Source organism: Kosmotoga sp. DU53, from assembly GCF_001639905.1.
GTDB classification, from domain to species: domain Bacteria; phylum Thermotogota; class Thermotogae; order Petrotogales; family Kosmotogaceae; genus Kosmotoga; species Kosmotoga olearia.
The window spans coordinates 1-25146 of record NZ_JGCK01000059.1 but is presented as its reverse complement, the minus strand read 5'-3'; the positions used below and the strand labels follow the sequence as shown (position 1 = coordinate 25146).

Here is a 25146-nt window from a genome sequence, read left to right as displayed (position 1 = left end):
TTATCTGAAGACGTTAGAGAGTCTTATAAATAGGAAATGACAAAAAACAACCGTTAATCAATTCTGAACGTCGTTAACGCCAGATAATTGGAAATAGCTATGTACTCTCAACCTAATCTGTTTTGAAGTAAAACTGATAGAATTGGTTTGTGGCGATATGCCCAAACTATGAGTAAAGGGGGTCAAAGAGAATGAGAAAGCTCTCTCTTGTTCTTTTTATTGTACTTGTTCTGGTTACAGTGCTCAGTGCTAAGATCGTGATTTGGTCCTCCGAAAATCAGATCCCTGCACTTCAGAAATTAGCTGCAGATTTCGAAAAAGACTATGGTATTAAAGTTGAGATCCAGCAGGTTAACTTTGGTGACATCAAATCCAAATTCCTCACAGCTGCTCCTGCTGGTGAAGGTCCAGATATTATCGTTGGTGCTCATGACTGGGTAGGGGAACTCGCAAAGAATGGGCTTCTCGAACCCATTCCATATTTACCAGATGCCGATAAATACTATCCCGTTGCTCTCAGCGCTTTCAGCTACGGCGGAAAACTCTACGGCGTTCCTTACACAATCGAATCCATCGGTATAATTTACAACAAGGACCTTGTTGAAGAAGTACCAACAACCATCGCTGAACTCGAAGAAATGGCCAAGGAAATTTCCGACGACGAAATCGTTGGCTTTGTTTACGACGCCGGAAACTTCTACTTCTCCTTCCCATTCATCGCTGGTTACGGTGGGTACATCTTCAAGGAAACAGAAAATGGTCTCGATGTTAACGACATCGGACTCAACAATGAAGGCGCCATAAAGGGTGCATCTCTTATCAAGAAATGGTTCGATGAAGGGCTCATTCCACAGGGTGCTAACTACAACCTTATGGATTCCCTCTTTAAAGATGGCCTTGCCGCTTTCATTATCAATGGTCCATGGGCAACTCCGTGGTACAGAGATGCCGGTATCGATTATGGCATCATTCCGTTCAGCGATATCGAACTCGAACCCGGTGTTACTCCGAAACCATTCGTCGGTGTTCAGGGTTTCATGATCAACGCCAAGTCCAGGAATAAACTTGAGGCTATTGAATTTGCCGTTAACTACATCGGCAGCTTCCAGGGACAGCTTGGCATGTTCCTCGGCGAAAGAAGAGGAACGGCAAGATCCGATGTTTTTGACTATGTAGCCAAAGACGCTGGCCCTGAACTCTACGACGTTCTTCAGTTCTCCAAGAGCGCTTCTGTTGGAACACCGATGCCCAACGTTCCTGAGATGGCATCCGTCTGGGGAGCCATGGGAGATGCCCTCAGCATAATCATCAACGGTCAGGATACCATAGAAAACGCTCTTAATTCAGCGGTTGAAAAGATAAAAACTGCCATTGAGGAATAATTATCTTCTGTATTTGCTTATTGACTAGCGGGGTGTTCTATACACCCCGCGTTTGTCTAAAAAGTTGACTTAACTCTGGAGGTAATCGCGGTGAGCGGAAAAAAACTCGTTGGGTTTGTTCTTATCCTGTTGATCTTAGCTGTTTTTAATTCTTTCGCGGTCTGGAGCATAATGGTTCTCCTATCGAGTGGAAATTACGGTCTTGGTATCATAATGGCCATTTTAACGGTGGCAATTGATTTTGTTGTCTTAAATCCCAAAGCTTATCCCTATCGATACATGATCCCTGCGATGATACTGTTATTCATTCTAACCATCTATCCAATGTACTACACGCTGAGAACGGCCTTCACAAATTTCGGAACAGGTCATTTGTTTACCCGTCAACAGGTGGTACAAAAGCTTCTAACCGAGTATTTTTATACTCCTGAAAATCCAAAAGAATATGATTTTTCCATCTTCGTGAACCTAAAAGACTACCGCCCTACAGACGACTTTGTGATTCTTTTTACCGATACCGAAACCGGTAAACAATACATTGCCCCTCGACCCGTTTCAATCCAGAAAGACAGCGAAGGAAATATTCTTCAAGCAAGAGGGAAAATGTTTATTGTCGAAAGGAATCTGGCCTCCATTGACGGTACTTTATATAGGCTTGTACGCTCTGCCACAGACCAGATCATTTCGATAACAACTGATTCCGGAAAGAAATATCTGTATTTCTACTCTCCTAAAGATGAAACGACCAAACCAAACGCCCCCTTCTATCTAAGGGATATCCGTGGTGTCTGGCTGAAGGGCGCAGAGTTTTCCAACCCTGAAGGTTTACAGGTCAGGCTAAATCCAATGACGCTCTACAGGAACTTCGCAACAACTGAAAGAAAATACGGGCTGAAAACCATCACCATCCTTGAGAATGGAAGAGCTGTGCAGAAAGATGTCGTTTACAACAAACAAACAGGGAAGACACTCGTAGAAAAGGACGGTTATTTTTACGATATAGATGAAAACGGGCAACAATACATCGTCGATGGATACGTATCTAATGTTGGGTTCTCCAACTTTATAAAGATGATAAAGGATCCAAGGATAAACAAACCCTTCCTTCAAGTATTCACCTGGACATTCACATGGGCTGCTTTGAGCGTTCTGTTCACATTTACAATAGGATTGGCACTTGCTTTGGTACTGAACGATCCAGGCATGAAAGGGAAAAAGATATACAGAACACTTCTCATAATTCCGTGGGCGATTCCAGCTTTTATATCCGTTCTTGTGTGGAAAAACGGCATGTTTAACGAAACCTACGGAATAATAAACCGTTTCATAGTTCAGGGATTGTTTGGCGCTGAAAAACCTATCAAATGGCTTAGTGATCCTCTCTGGGCGAAGGCCGCCGTTCTAATCGTCAACACATGGCTTGGATTCCCTTACATGATGACCGTATCTCTCGGCGCCTTACAGAGCATTCCCGGCGAGCTTTACGAAGCTGCCGCTATCGACGGAGCAAATGGAAGACAACGCTTCTGGAAAATAACCTTTCCATTGTTGATGGTATCTGTTGCCCCCTTGCTCGTTGGAAGTTTTTCCTTTAACTTCAATAACTTCGTTGGTATATACCTATTGACCGGTGGCGGTCCCGCGATTCCAGGAAGCTCTACCCCAGCCGGTGCTACCGACATCCTGATATCCTATACCTACAAACTCGCTTTCGAAGGTAGGGGCCAGGACTTTGGTTTCGCCAGCGCTATCTCTATCCTGATATTCATCATAGTAGGTAGTTTCAGCTGGTTGAATTTCAAACTTTCAGGCGCATTCGAAGAGGTGAGCAGATAATGGCCGTAGAAAAGAAAAATTACTGGTTGAGACATATAATTCTGGTGATTATTGTTGCAATCGTGCTGTTCCCCATGGTATGGCTGATAAGCACCTCCATTCGAAGAGACCAGGCCGCGTTTTCTCCAAAACTATTTTCATCCCGTATCACTTTGCAACATTACAGAAACCTGCTCTTTCCTGAAAGAAGCATTCCCAGACTCATCCTGGATGTCCAGGAAGCAACATATCTCCTTGGAAGATTTCGTGATAAATCCGAGGAAAAAATTATAAGTACCGTCGAAAGATATATGAACAAATTCGATAAATTGATGGCTGAATCAGAAGGATTGGTCTCCACAATAGATGATAGCTTCTCCTCTCTGAGCGAAGAACTCAATAACTCCGGCCTGTCAGAAGCTATTTCCACAATAAACGCAATAAGAAAAGATGATCTCGAATTGGTAGAGCAAAGATTACTCGAGTTGAAGCTCGACAAGAATTCCGAACTTTATCTCTACGCCCTGGGAAACATCCTAAACAAAACGAAACCATCGATCAAAGACAAATACCTGTTCTATGTGAGCAATTCCGGCGAATACGGTAAGGAAGTTCTAACACTCGCTGAAGAACTAAAGAAAACCTACGGCGAAATTCTCAACAAAAGAGACGAACTTTTAACCCTTCTCGAGACAGAAAACTTTGATGAAAAGCCTCTTGTCATCGAAAGTTTGAAAAGAACAGAAAAATATCTGAGTGAAAAGGGTGTTGAATATTCGAGCTGGAGAAAAACAGAATGGTTCAAGGTTATCAACAAATATCTGCGAACCCTGGAAAAAGAAATACCTGAAGAAAGAGCAAACATAATAAACGCAACAAGAAAAGCCATGTACAACAGCTTCAAAGCTGCGAATTCTCTGTGGGATGACTTTGCTGAAGCCCACAATGCTCTGGTAAATGGACTCCTTGACTTAAAAGAAAAGGCACTCGGGCCAAGATTTGTCGAGTATGAAGAAACCACTCAAAGACTCGATGAAATTGCTGCAAAAAAAAGTGCAATAGAAAAAACACTGGAAAAAGACGAATTGGCAATAAAAGAAATCGAAGATGCATTAGAAACCGTTACACCCATAATCGTCCCTGAAGCGGAAAGATTAAAAATACTCAGAACCACCATTGAAAAGTCACTTAAAGAAACCGCACCGGAATCCCCCAGTTCAACTCTCTCCGACTTTTTCGAGAAACTCCGGGAGCTTTACTCCCGGGTCGAAACAGTGAAAGATAGTATAGAAAAATTAAACCTTAAAGATTCTACTCTTTACGCTGGTGTAGCTGACCTGTACACAGAATTGAACTGGTTCTTAAGCAACGAAACCAAAATCTCCGCATTTTCGGACGATCCGGATGTCAAGAGAGCTATCGATATATTCGAAGTGAGCAGAGCAAATATTGAGCGTGCTCTTCCAGATCTCATATTTACACTGAATGAAGCCAAAGAAATAAACGAAAAAGTAATGGCAATGAAGAATAATTTGATAACTCTCTCCAAAGAAAGCGGCGTATTGCAGCAGAAGATCTCAGAACTTCAGGAAGGCTACTTGACTGCACTTCAAAAACTTGAAAACTGCAAACAAGGAATAGAGCTTGGTTTTGTCAAAAAACTAGCAAACAAACCTATAAACAGCATAGATGACGCAGCCACATACTTTGAGAATGCTGCCGATATCATCGAAACCTATTTTGACAAGAAAAAGAACCTGAGATACCGTGCTTATACCTGGTATGAAGATTTCCAGCGGGCTTATCAGGAAGCTCTTGAAGGGTCCAGGGTACTATCTTCCGCCATAACAACACTTTCGAAGATGAAAGAAAATCTTGAAAGCAAGATTTACGATTATATCCACCTACGCTTCCTTGGTACCCAGATAACCCTGGAAACCTTCACAAACATGGTCGATTCCTACAATAAAAGCTTCCAGATATTCAACGCCAGATACCAGAGGCTTCTCGCCTTGTTTCGGATCTTCTGGATTATCCGGCAAACTATGCAGCACAGTACAGCCACAAGCTGAAAGCTCTTGACAAAGCTCTCTTCAGGGTCAATCAGATATGGGCGCAAAAAGAGACTACCTACTTCTATTTCGTTCGCTGGATAGGGAATTCTGTTCTTGTAGCACTCATGGTATCCTTGATAAGTGTCACGGTTGCGGCCCTCGCCGCCTATCCTTTCAGCAGGATGCGGTTCCCGGGTAGATCCCAGGGGCTTCTGTTTTTGCTCTTGATACAGATGTTCCCATCAATAATGTTCATGGTCGCCGTCTATGCCCTGTTGCAATTCATGGGCAATTATGTATCATGGCTTGGCCTGGATAGCTTGGTGGTTTGATATTCGTATATTCTGGAGGGATCGCTTTCAACACGTGGTTGATCAAAGGTTACTTCGATACCATTCCAGACTCTCTTGAGGAGTCAGCTATGATTGATGGCGCAACAAGACTCCAGACCTTCTGGAAGATAGTAATTCCTTTGGCACGACCCATACTCGCTGTTATAGCCATATTGACGTTCATGGGAATATTCAACGAGTTCATAATGGCCAGAATTCTCCTGCAGGATATAAACAAATGGACGTACGCTGTCGGATTGCAACAATTCTCTGGACGTTTTGAAACAAGCTGGGGTCCATTCACTGCCGCTGCTCTCATAGGTGCAATTCCGATGGTAACCTTTTTCCTTATCCTTCAGGACTACATCGTTGGTGGCCTAACAAAAGGTGCCGTGAAAGGTTAAGCAAGCAATATGGAGCATGGGAAATCCATGCTCCTTTTTCTTGAGGTGATGAGCTTGTTAGAGAAAAAACTGGTACTGCCAGATTACAGCAACAAAAAAACCATTCCAAACTTTTCTTCAGCCATACTGCAGCATTTCGGCGTCGAACCTCCTTTTGAGCCTTTTCCACTCGCACTTGAAGATATTAATCTCAAGGGCATAGACAAAATCATCATCTTCATCATCGACGCTCTCAGCTATAATGCTGTCCTAAAACTGCTTGGAAAAGGCGGCTTTGAACATATAAAGCCGGATACCTTGAAGAAAATGACATCGGTTTTCCCTTCCACTACAACAGCGGCACTCACAAGCTTTTTCACAGGCGTTCCCCCTGCACAGCACGGAATGCTTGGATACACTCTATATCTCAAAGAATTCGGTGGGCTTTCTAACATGATAGAACTCACACCAATGGCCCAGGAACGCGATGGACTGACAAAGGTGGGGTTTGACCCCATGAAATTCCTGCCGTTGCCAACAATTTTCCAACAACTCCATGAAGCAGGCATAACCGGTTACCATATAACATCCAAAAGCTTTGTAAACACGGGACTATCGAGAATGCACAGCATTGATGCCCACATAAAAGGTGTCTACGGTCTTGGGGATATGATCGAGGAAGTACATCACATCATCTCCTCAGGGCCAAAGAAAAGCCTCACATACGTTTATTGGGGACTGATAGATTCCTACGGACACCGTTATGGTCCAAAGTCTGAAGCTTATATGGAAGAATCCTATTGGCTCTTACGTGCACTGGATGATTTTTTCGGAAAACTACGCAGCAAAAAAACCGCTTTTTTCATTGTTGCAGATCACGGACAGATAGAAACACCATGGGAAAAAGAGATATGGTGGACGAAAAGAGAAAAGATCTACGACTACCTTTACGCCCTTCCAGGGGGTGAACACAGAGCCATGTACCTATACACCCACTACCCTGAAGAGCTGAAATCGGTTATACTCAATAATTGGAACGAACAACTCATGGTGTTGAACCTCGAAGATGCCGAAGAACTGAATCTATTCGGCGGCCATCTTAAAAAAGACCTAAAATCAAGAGTAGGGGAACTTATCGTAATTCCTCGTGATGATTATGCCTTTTGTTTTAAATACACCGGTCAGGAACATTCCATGAAGGGCAGACATGGTGGATTAACGGATGACGAGATGTTCGTTCCTTTGATTTTTTTGCGAAAGTGATTGATGGGAGGGATAAACGTTGCCAAAGTATGATGTTATTGTTGTTGGTGGAGGCCCTGGCGGCAGTGACTGTGCGATAAGGCTGTCACAGAGAGGAAAGAAAGTTGCGATAGTTGAAAGAAAAGAATTCGGAGGTACGTGTACGAATGTTGGCTGCATTCCAACGAAAGCCCTTCTTACTGTCGCAAAGCTCTATTCAGATATCAAGGAAAAAGGAAAAAGACTCGGTGTGTTAGCACAGGTTGACATAGACTTAAAGACCGTTATGAAACATATGAACCGTTCTATCCTCATGTCAAGGAAGGGAACAGAAACCCTCCTGAAAAAATACGGCGTGGAAATAATAAAAGACAACGTGGTCTACAAAAACGGCAGCTTTTACCTTGAAAACGCAAATGAAATACTCGATACAGAAAAGATCGTCCTCGCAACAGGATCGAAGCCAAAAATCCCCAAAACCCTTGCCGTTGAAGGCATCTGGACCTCCAATGAGGTCTTTTCCATGTCCGAATTTCCGGAAAGTATTCTCATAATAGGAGCTGGTTACATCGGAGTAGAAATGGCCACTATATTCAATGCTTTTGGAACAAAGGTCATTCTTGTTGAACTGCAGCCACGCATAATCCCTTTCGAAGACATTGACGCTTCCATAGTACTTGAAAAATCCCTTAAAAAACGCGGTGTGAAAGTAAAAACGGGTGTAGCGGTAGAAAAAATAGAAAAGCTCGATAATGGATTCCTGACAGCCCTTTCTGACGGCGAACAGCTCGAAACCGAAAAGGTTCTCGTTGCCATAGGCAGGGCACCAGTCTATCCGGAGGGATTGGAAGACACTGAACTGGTGGAAAACGGCAAAATCACTACAAATAAAGATTTTGAAACAAAATGGCCAAACGTTTACGCGATAGGAGACGTAAGAGGGGCCATCATGCTCGCCCACGTTGCCAGTGCTGAAGGCATCGCTCTCGCAGAAAAACTTTCAGGAAAAGACTACGACTATTATAGTGAAACTGTTCCTGCAGTAATATTCTGTGAACCGGAAATTGGTTCCACTGGTATCAAAGAAACAGAAGATGGTTTGAGTGATGACTACGACAAATTCCTCTTTCCCATGAGCGCCAACCCCAGAGCTAACATACTGGCAGAACGCGACGGTTTCGTAAAATTGATAGCAAACAAGAGTGATCACAAAATCGTCGGAATAACTATTGTCGGTCCTAATGCCGTTGAACTTCTTATGGAAGGTGTTGTGGTAATAAACGAACAGCTCACGGTAGAAGAATTACTGAAATCCATTCACCCCCATCCAACCCTGTCAGAAATTATTCGTGATGCAGCGGAGGGTCTTGAGGGAAATCCCATTCATATCTGAGATTCCTTTCTGAATTTACAGTCACCTATAAAGCAGCCGGCACAGTCCGGCTGTTTTTTACAGTATTTTTTTGCATGTTCCACTATAAGAGCGTGATATTCCTTATAAAGCTCAACATCGGGTTTAAGCTGTTCATGAAAGATTCTTTGAACTTCATCATACGTCTCATGAGTGGTTATACCCAGTCGAGTGACGAAACGTACGGTGTATTTGTCCACAACGAATATCGCCCTATCGAAAGCATAAAGAATAATCGAGTCGGCAGTTTCCTTACCGATTCCCTTTATCTTGAGAAGCCTCTTTCGCAGTTCTTTCGTGGATAGATCTTCCCAACGCTCAGAAAGATACGCCTTTGTTACTCTCAAAAGCGTTTCGCTTTTGGCATTATAAAAACCGGTTGGTTTTATCAAAAGGGCAAGTTTCTCCTTTTCTAACCCGATTAATTTCTCAGGCTCTAAAGCATCAGCGTTCTTCAAATTTTCAATTGCACGTTCCACATTCTTCCACGCTACATTCTGCGTCAGCACTGCTCCCACTATCACTTCAAACTGAGTATCCGCAGGCCACCAACCCTGCGGGCCATAAACATCATAAAGGAGGCAGTAAATCTCCTCAAGTCGATTTCCCATGCTTTCTCTCCCAGTTCAATTCAGCAACAGATTTTTGAAGGTAATATGGTTTTAGTTCTCTCACATCAATGGTTTCTCCTGCTTCGAAGGCTTTCACAATGATTTGCTTCATTATCTCGGGAGAAGGTGGAAGGGCAATCAATGAGTCATACCCCTCGAACTGTTCTTTCTCCTGTTCGTTTTCGAATATCAACACTTCGTTTTTCGTAAGAATCCCGCTTTTCAGCTTATCTACACTATCGAATCCGGGCTCTTCCACCGGAACAGGTTTATAACCTTCAAACCTATATTTTCGCCAGTAATAATACCCTTCTCTTCCCCGCCTCATAACCACAGCACTGCTCAAATAGTTATTGTATGCAAGAAGATCCAAAGAACAGAAGGAAATCACGGGAATATCGAAGGGATACGCAAGACCTTTAACGGTGGAAATCCCCACTCTCAGGCCTGTTAAAGAACCCGGTCCTATACCGCAACCGATAAAATCCAGCTCCTTTACCGACATCTGAAGATATTCAAGCAGATCCTTTACGGCCGGAGCGAGATAAGTGCCATGTCTTCCAACATTATGAAGCGTAACCCCCATGGTTTTATCTTCATTAACTCCAAGCAACAACAATCGTCTCGACGAACTGTCTATGGAAAGATACTTCATCGCCTCACCTCAATGTTTTAATTGATGTTCTTAAATCCTTCTCCAAAAACCTCCGCGTTATTCACTATTATCGTAAAGGACTTCGGATCGATCTCTCTTATAATCCTTCTGAGCTGCCCGATTTCACGACGCCTGATGGATACCATGATAACCGGTCTCTTAACACCTGTAAAACCACCCTCGGCATGGATAAGCGTTACCCCACGCTCCATGTCCCTCAGGATTTTCTTCTTTATATCTTCATGACGCTCGCTTATTATGAAAGCCGTCCTCGTGTTCCCAACACCTTCTATCAAACCGTCAATGGTTTTACTGGTGGTGAAAATCGTTATAATTCCGTACATAGCCACAATAGGGCCAAACACAATTATGGCAAATATGGTTATCAACGTATCGGCAATAAGCAATCCTGAACCCGTACTTATATGAAAATACTTGTTCAAGATCATAGCGATTATATCCGTACCACCAGTTGACGCACCACGCCAGAGAACCAATCCCATTCCAACACCCGCAATGACACCACCATATATCGCAACAAGGAGACCACCATCCTGAACGGTAGAAGCCTGAAATACCGGAAAATTGAGCTGTTGCAGAAAGTCTACGAGAAAAGAAAGCATTATTGCCGAGTATATGGATTTTATTCCAAAACCTATACCGAGCAAAGCAAAAGCGAGAACAAACAACACAGCGTTGTATACAAACATCTGTACCCCAACCCACCAACCAAAAAGGCGGTAAAAAATTATGGCGAGGCCGCTAACCCCGCCCGCTATAATATTGTTGGGTATCATGAAAGAAACCAGCGCAATCGCCGTTAAAAGAGAACCGAGCGTTACAAGTGTATAATCGAGAATTACCTTTCTACTGTTCATCTTTTCACCCGAGCCCTTTCAGTTTTGCTATTTCTTCAAGCAGCTTTTTCTCTTTTCGAGATGGTTTGGGAATAGAAACCTTAACGGTCACTATTATATCTCCTCTTTTTCCGCTTGTAACGGAGGGGGCTCCAAAACCCTTGAGGCGGAAAATCGTTCCGGGATTTGTACCGGCAGGTATTCTTAGATTCTCTGTTCCACCCTCTGGAAGGGGTATTTGAACTGTTGTACCGAGTGCCGCCTGAGTGTAATCTATCTCAACGCTGTACAAAAGATCATTCCCGCTTCGCTTGAACTCCGGAGGCATCTTAACACGAACGGTCACGTAAAGGTCACCGTTCGGTCCTCCATTCTTTCCTGCATGACCATGGCCGCTGATTCTTATTGTGGCTCTATCTTCAACCCCGGGTGGTATGTTTATCTTCACTCTGTGCTTTTCTCGAGTGTATCCTGAACCACCACAGGTGCTACAACGTTGGTCTACTATCCTTCCAGTACCATTACATACCTCACAGGTATGAGTATTACTGAATATTCCAAAGAGTGAACGATGTTCTTCCGTAATCATACCGCTACCACCGCAGCGCGGACACGTGCGGAAACTCGTTCCGCCTTCGGCTCCGGTACCATTACAGGCATTACACGTTACCTTTCTATCGTACTCCAGAAAGACAGACTTACCGGTAATCGCATCCTTCAAATCAACTGAAACATTAGCGTATATATCGTCACCTTTCACGGGCCTTGCGGTTCTTTCTTTCCTGCTTCTTGTACGGCTACCTCCGAAGAAAACATCAAAAACATCCTGAAAATCACTGAAAATATCATCAAAAAAGCCTCCACCCGGTCCAGCAGTTTGGCCAGAACCGGTGTATGAAGGTTCTCCAACATATCCAAACCGATCGTACATACCTCTTTTTTGTGGATCAATGAGAACCTCGTAAGCCTCCTGAATTTCTTTGAACTTTTCTTCAGCATACTTCTTATCGGAACCTTTGTATGTATCAGGATGCCATTGTTTTACCAATTTTCTGTATGCCTTTTTTATTTCTTCCTGGGATGCCCCACGGGACACACCCAGAACCTCATAATAATCCTTTTTCGCAGCAGCCATTTACATCACCTACCGTTTCTTCGACTCTTTTCCTCCCTCGTCTTCAGGGTTTTCCTTTTTACTATCAGCTTTTTTGGGCTTCATAGCAACAATAACACGCGGGGGTTTTATAATCTTACCGGAAAATTTATAGCCTTTCTCAGCTACTTCCAGAATAGACATATCTTCAACAACATCAGATTCAACGGTTTCGGCAACCTCATCCCTGAACGGATCGAAAAGCTCGCCAACCGTTGGAACGATTTCTTCTACTCCCTCCTCTTTGAGGATACTTTCCAACTTCTTGTAAATCATCCTAACACCCTTAATCAATGGGCTGGCTTCTTCACTAAAATGATTCATAGCCCTCTCAAAATCTTCCTTCAGATCCAACAACTTGAAAATCATATTTTCCTTTTGCTTCAAAACGAGTCGATTGGTTTCCCTCTCCAGAGCGAGTTTAAAATTGTGAAACTCTGAACGCAAACGGGATATATCATCTTTCAATGTTTTTATCTCTTTCTCTTTTTCCTCAAGCGTTTTCCTAAGCCTTTCAACTTCCTTTTCCGAGGCTTCCTTCTTTATCTTTTTTTCAAACTCTCCTTTATTCTCAACACTCTTTTTCAAATTCTTTCTGGCTTCTTCTGACATATTATCACCTCCTGACTCACTACCTCTTGCTAAACGCTTCCGAAAGCCTATTCGAAGCGAATCGCAAATACGCGTACGTTGTTTCATAAAGGTTTATTTTCGACGCCATAATCACTATCATCCCCAGTTTCTCACTGAATCGTTTATAAGGTGCAACAAACAGAGCAAAGTTCTTCAATTCTGGAATTTCTATCTCATTACCAATAAGAACCTTCTCTGTCGATACTTCCGAAAATTTGCTCATAAGTATCTCAAGCTTTCTGGGATTTTCAATGTACTTTACCAGCCCGGAGATATCCTGCCAGCCGAGATTCTTATTAGTAACGAGATATTCCAGACCATATTTATAATACCTTTCACCACCATCGTTTTCAAAAACACCTCCGAGAAAATAGAACAGCTCTTCGATTTCTTTGCTATACCACTGTTCCTGAACAAGCTTAAAATTCCTTAGCCCTTCTCTGATCTCACCGATATGTTTTTCCCGCTACGACGCTGTTTACGCGTTTTTGAAGGTCCAGATAATTGTGATATTCATAACCGGCAAAAACCGTTGAATTGACTGTAACTCCAAGATCTGTAACGACTGTCACATTCAAATAGCCTTCCGTTACCGGTGATATAGCTACATGCTTGACTACAAGCTTATCTATGTCAGGACGCTCTACCATAACAAAAGCCGAAGAAACCTTTGCTATGATTCTGGCCATCCCCATCAAGAGATGTTCTATATCACCTATTACCGAAACCTGCCGTAGCGATATCGCCGCGGAGCTTTCTTTGAGCTCATCATTCAACTCCTTTATAGATTCGAGATAGAAACGGAGCCCCTTGTCAGTGGGGATCCGCCCCGCTGATGTATGAGGTTGATAGATATAACCGAGGAACTCCAGCTTTCTCATATCATTTCTAATAGTTGCCGAACTATACATCAGGTCAGAACGTTCCAATACCTGCTTTGAACTTACAGGTTTCCCGTGAGTTATATATTCCCTTGTTATACAATATAAGACCCTTACCTGTCTATCGTTGAGTTTTGGACCATCAGTTTTTCTTCTCGCCGGCATATTAGCACTCCTCCCTGGAGACTGCTAATTTAATATTAGCATGTAGTATACCTGTTGTCAAGTCGAAATTGCGATGATACAATAGTTTCAGCGAAAGGGGGGAGGCATGTGAAACTTTCCCATCTCATCGAGCTTCTCGGTAATAACCTCGTTGAGGTTACCAACCTCAACGGGAAAGACCCCGAGGTCAATGATGTGGTGAGTAACTCCCGCCTTCTCAAGCCCGGAAACCTCTTTATCTGTCTTCAAGGTACTTCTTTTGACTCCCATTTGCTCGCTCCTGAACTTCAAGAAAGAGGTGCAGCTGCTTTAATTGCTGAGAAAAAAATCGATGTTGATCTTGATATTCCTATTATATACGTTAAAAGCAGCAGGCTTGCAGAAGCACATTTGTACATGGAAATCAACGACCATCCCTACAAAAAACTCACGACAATCGGAGTTACTGGAACGAACGGAAAGACCACGGTAACCACTCTGATAAACCACATTCTCGAAACCTTTCAAAGAAAATCTGCTCTCGTGGGAACCGTAAAGAACGTGATCGGTGACTATGTCTCGACAAATCCCAAAAACACCACTCCCGGACCAGCTACTCTGGCGAAATACATGAAGATGGCTGTAGAGAAAAATCTAGAATACTTCGTTATGGAAGTTTCTTCTCACGGTCTTGCAATGCACAGAGTCGATGGAATGCGCTTTGATGTTGCTGTGCTTACAAACGTAACACGTGATCACCTCGATTTTCACGCTTCTTTTGAAGATTATTACAGGACTAAGTTGCGGATCTTTAATTTACTCAAACCTGTCGGAAAAGCTGTGGTGAATTCGGATAACGTAAATATTGGAGATATAAAGCTCCCGAGGGATAAAATAATAACCTATGGCTTTGGAAACGAATCTGACTTTCGCATGGAAAACCTGGAGATCTCCAGAACAGGTATGTATTTCACCGTTGAGACACCGTTTGGTTCCAAACATAAAGTTTACACGCGCCTCGTTGGCGAACACAATGCTTATAACGTAACCGCCACAATCGCTACAATGGAATCTTTGAATTACGACACCGAACACATCCTGGAAGCAATTTCCACTTTCAGTGGTGTCCCGGGAAGATTCGAATTCGTTGAGGAAGCTACAAAATACGGCTTCGATGTCCTTGTAGATTTTGCTCATACTCCAGACGCTCTGGAAAAACTTCTGAAAACTGCAAAAAAACTCTCAGAGGGAAGAATCATTATTGTCTTTGGCGCCGGTGGAGACGCCGATAAAGGTAAAAGACCGTTAATGGGAGAAATCGCCTCCAGATTCGCTGATGTTGTTATCTTAACGTCTGATGATCCCAAAAAAGAAGATCCCGAAGAAATCCTGAATGACATAGAAGCAGGAATAAGCAAAACAAAGCCGTACCTTGTCATTCCGGATAGAAGAGAGGCTATATCTGTAGCTCTTACGCTGGCAAATCGACAGGACACCGTTTTAATAGCGGGAAGAGGACATGAAGATTATCAGGCCTTTGCGGATTATGTTGTAGCTTTTAATGATAAAAGAGTCGTTAAAGAGATTCTGGATACAAAATTTCGGAGGCATGCTAAAAGGTGAGCTCATCTAAACAACTTGACGTGAAACGTTTTCTGAAACTTACTGACGGAAGAAAAATCAGAATCGACTCGCGAGTGGTTAAAATCGGGGACGTATTCATAGCCTTGAAGGGCACGAGGGTTGACGGAAATGATTTCATAGACGACGCTCTCAAACGTGGAGCAATTTTTGGCGTCTCAAACCGAAGTTCAGACAATCCTGCTGTTTTCTTTCATCCAGACCCGAAGAAACTGCTCATTGAAGCAGCTGCTTTTATTCTGAAGCACTCAAAAATCAAGCACAAAATCGCGATAACCGGATCTAACGGAAAAACAACGACCAAAGAAATTCTTGCTTCCATACTTTCTGACTATGGTAAGGTGTTCAAAACACCAGGTAACCTCAACACTGAAATAGGTATTCCCATAGCTATTCTCGAAAACCGTTCACAGCTGGCAGAATGCGATTATGCCATCTTTGAATTCGGAACGAGCAAAAAAGGGGATATCTCTTTTTTGACAGACCTTGTAAATCCAGATATTGCCGTTCTCTTGAACGTGGGCACGGCTCACCGGGGGAACTTCAATGACGAAACCGAATTACTTCAGGAAAAGTGCTCGATATTCGAAACTCTTCAGAAAGATTCAACAGCAATCACAAACGGTGATGATAAAAGAATCAGGTCAATGATTTCGGAGCTCAGTTGCAAAAAGTTGTTTTTTGGACAGCGCAACGGAGATTTGAAGATAATGAAATTTGACTATTCCAAAAACAATACCTTTGTCGCTTTCAAAGCTTTCGGAGAAATGAAGATGGCAAAGCTCAAAGGGATCTGGAATTCCGGTCAATTACTGGACTTTGGTGCCGCTTATCTAACAGCTCTTTCTTTAAAAATTGAAGAACCGCTCCTCAATATCAACAGAATTATCTTACCTTTCAACAATCGCTTCTCAGTGGAGAACATTGCGGGAATAATCCTGATAAATGACTGTTACAACAGCAGTTTAGAATCTGTAGAGTCTGCCATAAAAAGTATAGCCAAGCTAAAAAAAGAGAGAACTTTTGCTGTTGTAGGCTCTATACTTGAACAGGGAAAATATTCAAAAAAAACCCATGAAGAACTCGGAAGACTATTGAACTTTTTTGACCACATAGTTCTTTACACAAAGGACACCCAGGTTGAGGCAGTACAAAATACCGCAAACATTGATTTCAAAAGTTCGAATCCGGAAGAAGTCGCCGAATGGCTGAAAAAAAACTGCCGCTATGGCGATCTGGTTTATTTCAAAGCATCAAGAGGTGTTGCACTCGAAGAAGCTATCCTGAGTTTTCGTAGGAGGTTGCAGAGTGGAGAATAACGTAATTGTTTTTTTTCTTTCCTTTTTAAGTAGTGTCGTATTTATTGAGGGATTCAAACGTTTCCAGAAAAAACTTCGAATCGGACAATACATTCGCGAAGAAGGCCCCGATCTTCATAACTACAAAACCGGAACCCCTACAGCAGCGGGTCTCGTTTTCATCCCGATTTTCATTGCGGTACTTCTGAATTTCAACAGAGGCCCGGAAAGTTTTCTTATCGCATTCTCTGCTCTTTCCTATGGGTTAATCGGAGCCATCGATGACTTCATGAAAATAAAGCGAAAAAACGCCTCGGGGATAACAGCCGTTCAAAAATTGTTCATGCAATTTACGGCAGCTTTCATTATCGTTTATTTCATTCAGCAAATAAACCCCCATACGTATCTGATCGTTCCTTTCAGCGGTTATAAACTGGATTTGGGATGGTTCTATTATCTCCTTTCATCAGTGGTTATCGTTGGGGTCAGCAACGCTGTGAATCTTACAGACGGTGTTGACGGCCTTGCGGGATTCGTTTTTATCGGTTCAATTGTACCTTTGCTCATTGTAGGATACCAATCCGTTGTATATCTTTCCCTGATTGGCCTGCTGGTGGGATTTTTATGGCATAACTGGCATCCAGCAAGTATCTTCATGGGGGATGCCGGTTCACTGGCACTCGGAGGGATTCTTGCAACCTCTTTCGCTCTGAACGGTCTGGAGCTTTTCTTGATATTCTTTGGTTTTATCTTTCTACTGGAGACCCTGAGTGTTATTATACAGGTTACCTCATTCAAGTTCAGGGGAAAACGGGTTTTCAGGATGTCCCCTATTCATCATCATTTCGAACTTCTTGGCTGGAAAGAAGAAAAAATTGCGTTCCGTTTCTCAACACTCGCTTTATTAGTTTCTTTACTCGGAATAATCGGCTGGAGGGAATTATAATGTACTCCGGAAAAGCAGGGATAATCGGCCTTGGCGAGTCGAATTATCGACTTGTGGAGTATCTTCTACAAAATTCACACTCAGAAATCTTTGTTTCAGAAAAAGGGAAACTTGATCTCGAAAAAAAAGAATTTCTAAAGACAAATAATATAGAGTTTGAAGAAAGCGGTCATACTGAGAAACTCTACGATTGTGATTGGTTCATCCTGAGCCCGGGAATTTCTCCACACTCAGAAGTCGGCGAGAGAATTCTCTCTTCGGGAAAACCCTTTACAACAGAACTGGAATTCGCCCTCGATAAACTCAAAAAACTCGAGCACGGTGTAATCGTTGGAATAACCGGTACCAATGGAAAATCAACAGTTACCACCATGGTTGGACATATCGCAAAAAAAAGTGGGTTGAAAACCTTTATCGGAGGAAACCTGGGAACTCCACTAATAAGCTCTATCAATGAACGTTTTGATGTTTACGTAGTTGAAGTGAGTTCCTTCCAACTCACGTGGTTCGGCAAAAAAGAAAAATACTTCCATCTATCTTCAATACTGAACATCGCCCAGGACCACCTCGACTACCATAGGGACATGCGGGAGTATGCTCTCGCCAAACTCAAAATAATAGAGCTGACCTCCGGGTCTTCCATAATAAACTCCGAAATACTCGAAAATTTTGGAGACCTACTGGTAGATAAAACCAAAAAACAAATTATTCCTTTTTCAACCAGAAAAGATAGCTTCTTCTGCCTGAAAGACGGTATAATGAGACTTCACAAATTATCCATATCTCTGGATAGTCTGAACTTTCCAGGAATTCATAATCAAGAAAACGCCGCGATAACCCTCGGACTCGCACAATTTCTGGGGATCCATGTCCACGACGCTCTGGAAAAACTCCAGGATTACGCATTTCTCGACCACAGAATGCAAAAATGCGGGCAAATAAACGGCGTAACATTTATCAACGACTCAAAAGCGACTAATGCCCACGCCGTTATCAATGCTTTGGAAAATTTCGACCTTGAAAAAGTTATAATCATCCTATCAGGAAAAGAAAAACGTGAAGATTACACCCCGTTGATCAAAAAAATATCCAGAGTAAAGCATATAATTTTTCTTGGTGATTCCTTAAAAAGCCTTATAGAAAGATTGAAAAAGAAAGGAATCACCTATGATGTGGTTCACACAATAGATGAGGCTCTCAAAAAAGCCGTGGAGCTATCAAAAGCAGGTGACATTGTCTTGTTCAGTCCCGGTGGATCGAGTTTCGATCTGTATAAGAATTACAAAGAACGCGGAAAAGATTTCGTCAAAGCCTTTAACAACCTGATAAAAAGGGAAGAAGTGATCTGATGAAACGGTCTTATCTTCTCCTAACCCTTTTTACCAGTGTTCTTTTGGTTCTTGGCTTTGTGTTTATATACAGCGCAGGGATCAGCATGGAAGCAAGACTTCCCTATCTTTCTGCTCGCGATTTTCTCACCAAGCAGCTCATTGCTTTCGTTATAGGTCTGATCGCCGCAGTGATAACCGTGCACATAAAAAGTTCCACCCATTTCAAAAACGTCTTTTACGTATATTATCCAGCGATAATCTTTCTTCTTGTCACAGTCCTCCTCTTTCCAAGCAGGGGTGGTTCTCACAGGTGGATAGAACTCGGAGGTTTCTCACTTCAGGTTTCAGAATTTGCAAAAGTCGTTTTGATAATGGCTTTAGCAAAATATTTCGGATGGATAGAAGAAAAAAACCTGAATTTTTTGAGAACCTTTATAATACCATTGCTGATTGCCGCTCCATTCATTTTCCTGGTGTTCATTGAACCAGACCTGTCCACTACCGGTCTCCTCATTTTGATAACCCTGGTGATGATGTTCCTCGGTGGAATAAAAATAAGGCATATTCTCCTTGCAGTAGCACTCACCATTGTTCTGATCTTCGCCGCATACCGATTAGAATTATTGAAATCTTACCAGATAGAAAGGTTCATAACCTTTATCTCATCCTTCAGAGGACAGGAACATGAGCAGATTTCGTACAGTCTCAAAGCTATTTCAGCTGGCGGTTTATTTGGAACAGGGCTCGGAATGGGAACAGTGAAGTATTACCTTCCGGTAAGTTACTCTGACTTTATCTTTGCCACAATAGGCGAAGAACTCGGACTTGTAGGGATTTTCCTGCTGATGATTTCTTATATAGGATTTGTCCAAAAGCTGGTGCTGATAGGTTTGAAAGTCCCAAAGAAAAAGGAAGGAAAATTGTACATCATTGGTTTTGCCTTTTATGTGATGATACAGGCTACGATAAACATCGCGGTTAATCTCGGCCTATTTCCACCGACGGGTGTAACATTGCCTTTTGTCAGTTACGGGGGTTCATCTTTGATATCCCTGCTTATAGGCTTTGCTTTCGTTTTCAGCATCATTTTAGAAAAGGAAGAAGATCATGCGTAAAAACCTTAAAGTAGCATTCTGCGGTGGCGGAACGGGCGGCCACTACTATCCTGCCATCGCCGTGTACCAGGAACTCTCAAAAAGGTTCGACATCGAAGCGTTGTATTTCACCATAGCCGGGAGGCTTGATGATAAAAACGTAGAACAGGACATACCACGAGTAAAAAGAATTCCTCTCAAAGTGAAGGGATTGCGAAGGCCCCTGGCCCATCCTGAGAATTTTTTCCGGGTTTTGTCACATCTTCGCACCTCTTCAAAAGTAAAAAAAATCCTGAAAGATTTCAATCCTGATCTCGTTTTTTCGACGGGAGGGTACATTTCATATCCCGTTGTTAAAGCTGCACACACGCTTGGAATCCCCATCTACATTCACGAACAAAATTCCATTCCAGGGATTGCCAACAAAAAACTTTCTGTCTTCGCACGAAAAGTATTCGTTTCCTTTTCAGAAAGTGCGGATTATTTCCCTGTACCAAAAGATAAAATAATCGTAAGCGGAAACCCTGTCAGAAAACCCGTTAAAAATCGCGAAGAACTTCTCAATCAACTAGGGTTCGACCCAAAAACTCCCTTTGTGGTCATAACCGGGGGAAGCCTTGGATCGGATTTGCTGAATAAATTGGCACTTTCGCTTTACTCAAAGATACTTGAACACGGCCCTAACATAAATTTCCTTCACATTACTGGAAATGAAAATATCTCTGCTAAACTGAATGAATTCCCCTTTGTTATTGAGAAAGCTTATGAACCAGAACTTCACGAATACATAAATATAGCTGATGCAGTTATAGCGCGTGGTGGCGCAACAACGATAGCCGAAATCCTTAATTACAAGAGCTTTGGTATAATAATACCGTGGGAAGGCGCCGCAGAAAATCATCAATATTACAACGCTGTTTCACTGGAAAAACAGGGGCAGGGTTGTGTTATACTTGAAAGCGCAGCAACTCCAGAAAAAATTTATTCCACACTCGTTACAACCCTAAAAAGGATGAGCTTCAAAAACAATGAGGTTTTCAGAAATCCCGCAAGGGTTATAGTAGAACATGTAGTTCGGGAGGAATAGAAGTTGAAATATCATTTTATTGGTATTGGCGGGATCGGAATGAGTGGTCTCGCTCTTCATTTAGCGGCTGAGGGTAATGAGGTTTATGGCTCAAATTTCGAAGAAAATGAGCGGGTTGAATACCTGAGGCGCGTTGGTATGCGCATTTATATTGGACATGCCCGCGAGAACTGGGAAAACCCCGATGTGGTTGTCCATACAACCGCTGTCAGTAGAGGAAATCCCGAGCTTGAACGCAGTATTTCCGAAGGTGTTCCCCTTCTTTATCGTATGGAACTTCTCAGAAAAGTAATAGCTTCCCGAAACTCACTCAGCGTTACCGGTACGGATGGCAAAACAACGACAACCGCTATGCTTTCCAAAGTAATGATAGACGCAGGAAAAGACCCTGTTGTCTTTCTTGGAGGAAAATCTCCACATCTGGAACATGGAAATTACAGAAATGGTGAAGGACCTATTGTCGCCGAGGTTGATGAAAGCGATGGTTTCTTTGCTTCATTTTCTTCACTTCACGCTATAGTGACTAACGTTCGCGGAGATCATTTAGAACACTACAACAATTCTCTAAAAAACCTACAAGCTCATTTTCACTACTTCGCCAAAAGAATAACCGGCATCTTCATATACAACGCCGATGATGAGGCTTCAAAAAGGCTCTTTGGCGGGATGGGAATCACCTTTGGTGAAAATGATGGTGATTACAGATTTACCAAAAGAACCTGTGATAGGACAAAACAGAGTTTCGAAGTTTATCATGGTAAACATTCCCTCGGGCGTTTCACGCTGAACCTTCCCGGAATACACAACGTTTATAATGCAACAGCCGTAATCGCTATGGCTGCCGAACTTGGAATTCCAATGGACATTGTAAAAAACTCATTGGCAACGTTCAAGAGCGTAGACAGGCGCTTCACTTTTAGAGGCTTTAGTGAAGAGAAAAATCTTTACTTCATAGACGATTATGCCCACACACCTGACGAAATAAGAAACACAATAAGGGGAGCAAAAGAAAGTTATCCAGATAGAAAGATCATTGTTGTATTTCAACCCCACAGATACTCGAGGCTTGCCAGGGAAAATGGACGGTTTGCAGCATCCTTAAAAAGCGCCGACGCTGTGTGCGTTTACAAGCTTTATGACGCCTACGAAAAAGGAAGATACGCTGTCAGCGAAGTTGAAGTTTTGGAAGGCCTGAAGAATTACGGCGTAGAATCCTACCACGCCGACGACTACAACGACATCCTCAACTGGCTGGACAGCAAACGTGACGCTGTGGTTCTCTTTCTTGGAGCCGGCGATATAACAGAAGCTTCAAAACTCAGTGCTTTAAAATTCGGATAAGTCTGTTAGCGACCTTCAAATCCGGGCATACTCCACAAAGACTGCAAATATCCCATCTGCAATCAGGGGTTGTTTCCCCCCTAAGTGCTTTTTTATATTCCTGAATCAGGAATTCTTTTCTTATTCCAAGGGAGACATGGTCCCACGGTAGTGGTTCTGATATTGAACGTTCTCTCGTATATTCTTCGGGTTTGATCCCGCTTTCTTCAAAAGCCTTCAACCATCTTGAAAAAGAAAACTCTTCACCCCATTCATCAAACAGGGCACCAAGGGTGTAAGCTCTATATATCGCTTTAGCTACCTTTCTATCTCCTCGACTCAACACGCCCTCAACATAACTCTTTCCCGGATCGTGAACCTGTAGTTTTCCGAACTTCTTTATCGCCCTGAGTATTTTCATTTTCTTCCTTGCTTCAGTCGGGTCAATCTGCTTTGCAAATTGAAAAGGAGTGTGAGGTTTTGGAACAAAGATCGACACAGAAACCGTCACATCTTTCAAACCGGCTTTCTTGGCTTTACGTGCAAGTTCAACAATTCCATTTATATCTTCCTCAGTTTCCGTTGGAAGACCTATCATGAAGTACAATTTCAATCTTCTCCAACCATGCTTGATTGCGGAATTAACGGAATTCATAAGATCCTCTTCTGATATGTTTTTATTTATTACGTCCCTCAATCGCTGTGTACCCGCTTCGGGAGCGAAAGTAAGGCCTGTTTTTCGTACAGAAGCAATCTTTGAAGCAATCTCAATTCCAAAGCTGTCCACTCTCGTTGAAGGCAAAGATAACGCAACTTTTCTCTCACCAAGGTACGGTAATATGCTGTTCGTAAGTTCCTGAATTGCCGTATAGTCCATGGTGCTTAGAGAAAGGAACGAAAGCTCTTCATATCCTGTGTTATCAATTAGCTCCTTTATATCTTCCAGAATGGCCTTATGGTTTCTCTCCCTCACAGGTCTGTAAAACATTCCTGCCTGACAAAATCTACAACCGCGATCGCAACCTCGCATAACCTCTACTACTGCTCTGTCATCGAACGACCCCCATGAAAGGAACGACAGGCTTGGTATCTATTCTGTAATCATTTATGTCGGAAATTACAGCTTTGACGACTTTACCATCATTTAGAGAGGGAACGTACATTCCTGGTAGTTCTTTAAGCATTTCCAAAAGCTCGCGTCTCTTGCCTTTTTTCAGCAAGTCTAGATTTTCTTTAACAATCCTTGCCAGCTGGAGAGTAATGGATTCTCCATCGCCGATTACAAAAGCATCAAAGAAATCCGCTATTGGTTCAGGATTTGCCGTACACGGTCCCCCGCCAATGACGAGCGGCTCTGTGGTTCTGTCTTTCTGCCAGATCGAGATCTCAGCCAGATCCAAAAGTGCTATCACGTTGGTGAAGCTCAATTCGTACTGCAAGGTTATTCCAAAGATATGAAACTCCTTGGCCGGAGTATAGGTTTCCAGAGAATAAAGAGGGACGTTATTCTCTTTCATCTTTGCCATCATATCTTTCCATGGAAGATAAGTTCTCTCAGCGTATATCTCCGGATCTTCATTAAGATATTTATAGAGCAATTTCAGACCTAAATGCGACATACCGATCTCATAGGCATCCGGAAATGCTAAAAGAAATCGCAGCTTATTTCTTGGGTCTTTTTTTACTATATTCAATTCTTTTCCTATGTATCTGGAAGGCTTTTTGACAGTTGAAAGAACGCCAGAACTAACAAGCCATCTATAAATATCCATCTTTTACCTCCATTTCACCTCTCCATTCCTTTCTTTTTCCTGATTACTTCTCCTATTTTATCTTACATCTCTCAATTATGCATGGCACAACCCCAATCGAGATCCGAGATTCGAGAAGGCGAGAACAGGTACGACTGGATTCGCCAGTGTTGCGAACTCCTGCGGAGTTGTTGCGAACCACTTCGTGGTTGCTGCGAACTGCTGCGCAGTTGCTCGACCAACTACGTTGGTGATACGTGCCTGCGGCAGATGTAAGGGACGTTGTCGGTTGTGAGTTGTAAGTTACTCGAAAAAAGTCGAGAGTCCAAACCAAGAGTCCGAGAACCGGTAAGCACACCTTGAAAACAGGGACTGTCATCCTGAACTTGATTCAGGATCTCGTACTTAAGAAGACCAGATTCTCGATAAAACATTTCCATAATGACGGTTTTTTGAATCGTGCAGCGGTTCGCGTTACTTTATTTGACAGCGTAGCAAGCCTCAGCCTCGCAAGCGTCGCTCTACCAGCTGACAGCGTTGCAAGCCTCGGCTGCGCAGCAGCTATCGGCTCTCGGTTCTCGATTTTTACGTACAACCTACAACGCGGTCTGACCCCCAATAATGAGACACGGGTTAACGAGATCAAGCTTTAACAGACTGAATCATGGAAATGCTACAGTGTTTCTTAAAGGCTTGTGGTGTCATGTATTTCAAAGAACCATGTGGTCTGAGATTATGATAGAAATCCATGTACACCTGGTATTTTCGGTGAACGTCTTCCGCTCTCTCAAACACATTCATAGCCACAAATTCCCTTTGCACATTCGAATGCTGTGATTCAATAAAGGCCTGGGAATCAGGGTGGTGCTTTATCCCAAATTCCTGGATTATCTCGTTCTTTTCAAAATATTCCCGGGTGTAATTAGCTGTAAACAGGCTTCCATTATCCGTACGGACCAACTGAGGTACCGTTTCCTGGTAAAGCATTGCCCTTCCCAGTGTTCGAGTAAAATCTTTGCACTTGCAACTCTTCCCAAGATATGAACCCACTATTTCCCTTGAATATACATCTATTATGTCCAATAAGGCTATATTCCCTTCCTGTATTGTGGTTATGTACTTAAT

The 25146-nt window shown here is 42.7% G+C and carries 23 protein-coding genes; 13 read left to right on the top strand and 10 right to left on the bottom strand.

The features are described from left to right. The first annotated feature begins 191 nt into the window (after positions 1-191). The 6 genes from DU53_RS07310 to lpdA all read left to right on the top strand — a co-directional run bounded on the left by DU53_RS07310 (position 192) and on the right by lpdA (position 8601). Positions 192-1382, top strand: coding sequence for a maltose ABC transporter substrate-binding protein (locus tag DU53_RS07310; protein ID WP_063728287.1), 1191 nt, complete (start codon positions 192-194; stop codon positions 1380-1382). A gap of 90 nt (positions 1383-1472) precedes the next feature. Beyond that, positions 1473-3218 (top strand): DUF4896 domain-containing protein, encoded by a 1746-nt coding sequence (locus DU53_RS07305; protein ID WP_015868733.1) that lies wholly within the window; start codon positions 1473-1475, stop codon positions 3216-3218. After that, positions 3218-5269, top strand: coding sequence for a hypothetical protein (locus DU53_RS07300; RefSeq protein WP_082853878.1), 2052 nt, complete (start codon positions 3218-3220; stop codon positions 5267-5269). The genes DU53_RS07305 and DU53_RS07300 overlap by 1 nt, the downstream gene beginning before the upstream one ends. 310 nt (positions 5270-5579) lie before the next feature. Next, positions 5580-5987, top strand: a complete 408-nt coding sequence (locus tag DU53_RS12520) for an ABC transporter permease subunit (protein ID WP_201030025.1) — start codon at positions 5580-5582, stop codon at positions 5985-5987. A 48-nt stretch (positions 5988-6035) separates the two neighbouring features. After that, positions 6036-7229 (top strand): alkaline phosphatase family protein, encoded by a 1194-nt coding sequence (locus DU53_RS07295; RefSeq protein ID WP_049753302.1) that lies wholly within the window; start codon positions 6036-6038, stop codon positions 7227-7229. Positions 7230-7248: 19 nt separating this feature from the next. Then, positions 7249-8601: a dihydrolipoyl dehydrogenase gene (gene lpdA, locus DU53_RS07290; RefSeq protein ID WP_015868730.1), complete on the top strand. Its 1353-nt coding sequence runs from the start codon at positions 7249-7251 to the stop codon at positions 8599-8601. Here lpdA and DU53_RS07285 read toward each other — a convergent pair. Genes DU53_RS07285 through DU53_RS13215 form a run of 7 tightly spaced genes read right to left on the bottom strand, consistent with a single transcriptional unit; the run spans position 8592 to position 13574 of the window. Next, entirely contained in the window at positions 8592-9230 is a 639-nt protein-coding gene (locus DU53_RS07285) for an endonuclease III domain-containing protein (RefSeq protein ID WP_015868729.1), read from the bottom strand. The two genes, lpdA and DU53_RS07285, sit on opposite strands and share 10 nt — an antisense overlap. After that, a complete protein-coding gene (tsaB, locus tag DU53_RS07280; RefSeq protein WP_015868728.1) occupies positions 9214-9885 on the bottom strand; it encodes a tRNA (adenosine(37)-N6)-threonylcarbamoyltransferase complex dimerization subunit type 1 TsaB in 672 nt (223 codons plus the stop codon). The genes DU53_RS07285 and tsaB overlap by 17 nt, the downstream gene beginning before the upstream one ends. A 17-nt stretch (positions 9886-9902) precedes the next feature. Continuing rightward, positions 9903-10763 (bottom strand): YitT family protein, encoded by an 861-nt coding sequence (locus tag DU53_RS07275; RefSeq protein ID WP_015868727.1) that lies wholly within the window; start codon positions 10761-10763, stop codon positions 9903-9905. 4 nt (positions 10764-10767) lie between these two features. After that, the gene (gene dnaJ / locus DU53_RS07270; protein WP_015868726.1) at positions 10768-11877 is read right to left on the bottom strand and encodes a molecular chaperone DnaJ; all 1110 of its coding nucleotides are present in this window, start codon (positions 11875-11877) and stop codon (positions 10768-10770) included. Between the two features lie 9 nt (positions 11878-11886). Beyond that, positions 11887-12507 (bottom strand): nucleotide exchange factor GrpE, encoded by a 621-nt coding sequence (gene grpE / locus DU53_RS07265; protein ID WP_015868725.1) that lies wholly within the window; start codon positions 12505-12507, stop codon positions 11887-11889. Between the two features lie 19 nt (positions 12508-12526). After that, positions 12527-12973: a hypothetical protein gene (locus DU53_RS12875; RefSeq protein ID WP_255358894.1), complete on the bottom strand. Its 447-nt coding sequence runs from the start codon at positions 12971-12973 to the stop codon at positions 12527-12529. Position 12974: 1 nt separating this feature from the next. Then, entirely contained in the window at positions 12975-13574 is a 600-nt protein-coding gene (locus tag DU53_RS13215; protein ID WP_255358893.1) for a hypothetical protein, read from the bottom strand. 108 nt (positions 13575-13682) lie between these two features. Between DU53_RS13215 and DU53_RS07255 the strand changes: the two genes are divergently transcribed. Genes DU53_RS07255 through murC form a run of 7 tightly spaced genes read left to right on the top strand, consistent with a single transcriptional unit; the run spans position 13683 to position 22291 of the window. After that, positions 13683-15176 (top strand): UDP-N-acetylmuramoyl-L-alanyl-D-glutamate--2,6-diaminopimelate ligase, encoded by a 1494-nt coding sequence (locus tag DU53_RS07255; RefSeq protein WP_015868723.1) that lies wholly within the window; start codon positions 13683-13685, stop codon positions 15174-15176. Then, the gene (murF, locus tag DU53_RS07250) at positions 15173-16513 is read left to right on the top strand and encodes a UDP-N-acetylmuramoyl-tripeptide--D-alanyl-D-alanine ligase (RefSeq protein ID WP_015868722.1); all 1341 of its coding nucleotides are present in this window, start codon (positions 15173-15175) and stop codon (positions 16511-16513) included. The genes DU53_RS07255 and murF overlap by 4 nt, the downstream gene beginning before the upstream one ends. Then, complete coding sequence (gene mraY, locus DU53_RS07245) at positions 16503-17438, top strand: phospho-N-acetylmuramoyl-pentapeptide-transferase (protein ID WP_063728285.1); 936 nt, start codon at positions 16503-16505, stop codon at positions 17436-17438. Before murF ends, mraY begins: the two co-directional genes overlap by 11 nt. Next, positions 17438-18787, top strand: coding sequence for a UDP-N-acetylmuramoyl-L-alanine--D-glutamate ligase (gene murD / locus DU53_RS07240; protein ID WP_015868720.1), 1350 nt, complete (start codon positions 17438-17440; stop codon positions 18785-18787). Before mraY ends, murD begins: the two co-directional genes overlap by 1 nt. After that, entirely contained in the window at positions 18787-19884 is a 1098-nt protein-coding gene (locus DU53_RS07235) for an FtsW/RodA/SpoVE family cell cycle protein (protein WP_015868719.1), read from the top strand. The genes murD and DU53_RS07235 overlap by 1 nt, the downstream gene beginning before the upstream one ends. Next, positions 19877-20950: a glycosyltransferase gene (locus tag DU53_RS07230; protein ID WP_015868718.1), complete on the top strand. Its 1074-nt coding sequence runs from the start codon at positions 19877-19879 to the stop codon at positions 20948-20950. The genes DU53_RS07235 and DU53_RS07230 overlap by 8 nt, the downstream gene beginning before the upstream one ends. A 3-nt stretch (positions 20951-20953) precedes the next feature. Beyond that, entirely contained in the window at positions 20954-22291 is a 1338-nt protein-coding gene (gene murC, locus DU53_RS07225; protein ID WP_015868717.1) for a UDP-N-acetylmuramate--L-alanine ligase, read from the top strand. Here murC and DU53_RS12870 read toward each other — a convergent pair. From DU53_RS12870 to DU53_RS07215, 3 genes are all read right to left on the bottom strand, one after another. Beyond that, positions 22269-23258, bottom strand: a complete 990-nt coding sequence (locus DU53_RS12870; RefSeq protein WP_235599749.1) for a radical SAM protein — start codon at positions 23256-23258, stop codon at positions 22269-22271. The genes murC and DU53_RS12870 overlap by 23 nt on opposite strands. 61 nt (positions 23259-23319) lie before the next feature. Then, on the bottom strand, positions 23320-24042 hold the full coding sequence (locus DU53_RS12865) for a hypothetical protein (RefSeq protein ID WP_235599748.1): 723 nt from the start codon (positions 24040-24042) through the stop codon (positions 23320-23322). A 621-nt stretch (positions 24043-24663) separates the two neighbouring features. Continuing rightward, the coding region (locus DU53_RS07215; protein ID WP_153020840.1) for a DDE-type integrase/transposase/recombinase at positions 24664-25146 on the bottom strand (483 nt) is incomplete at its 5' end.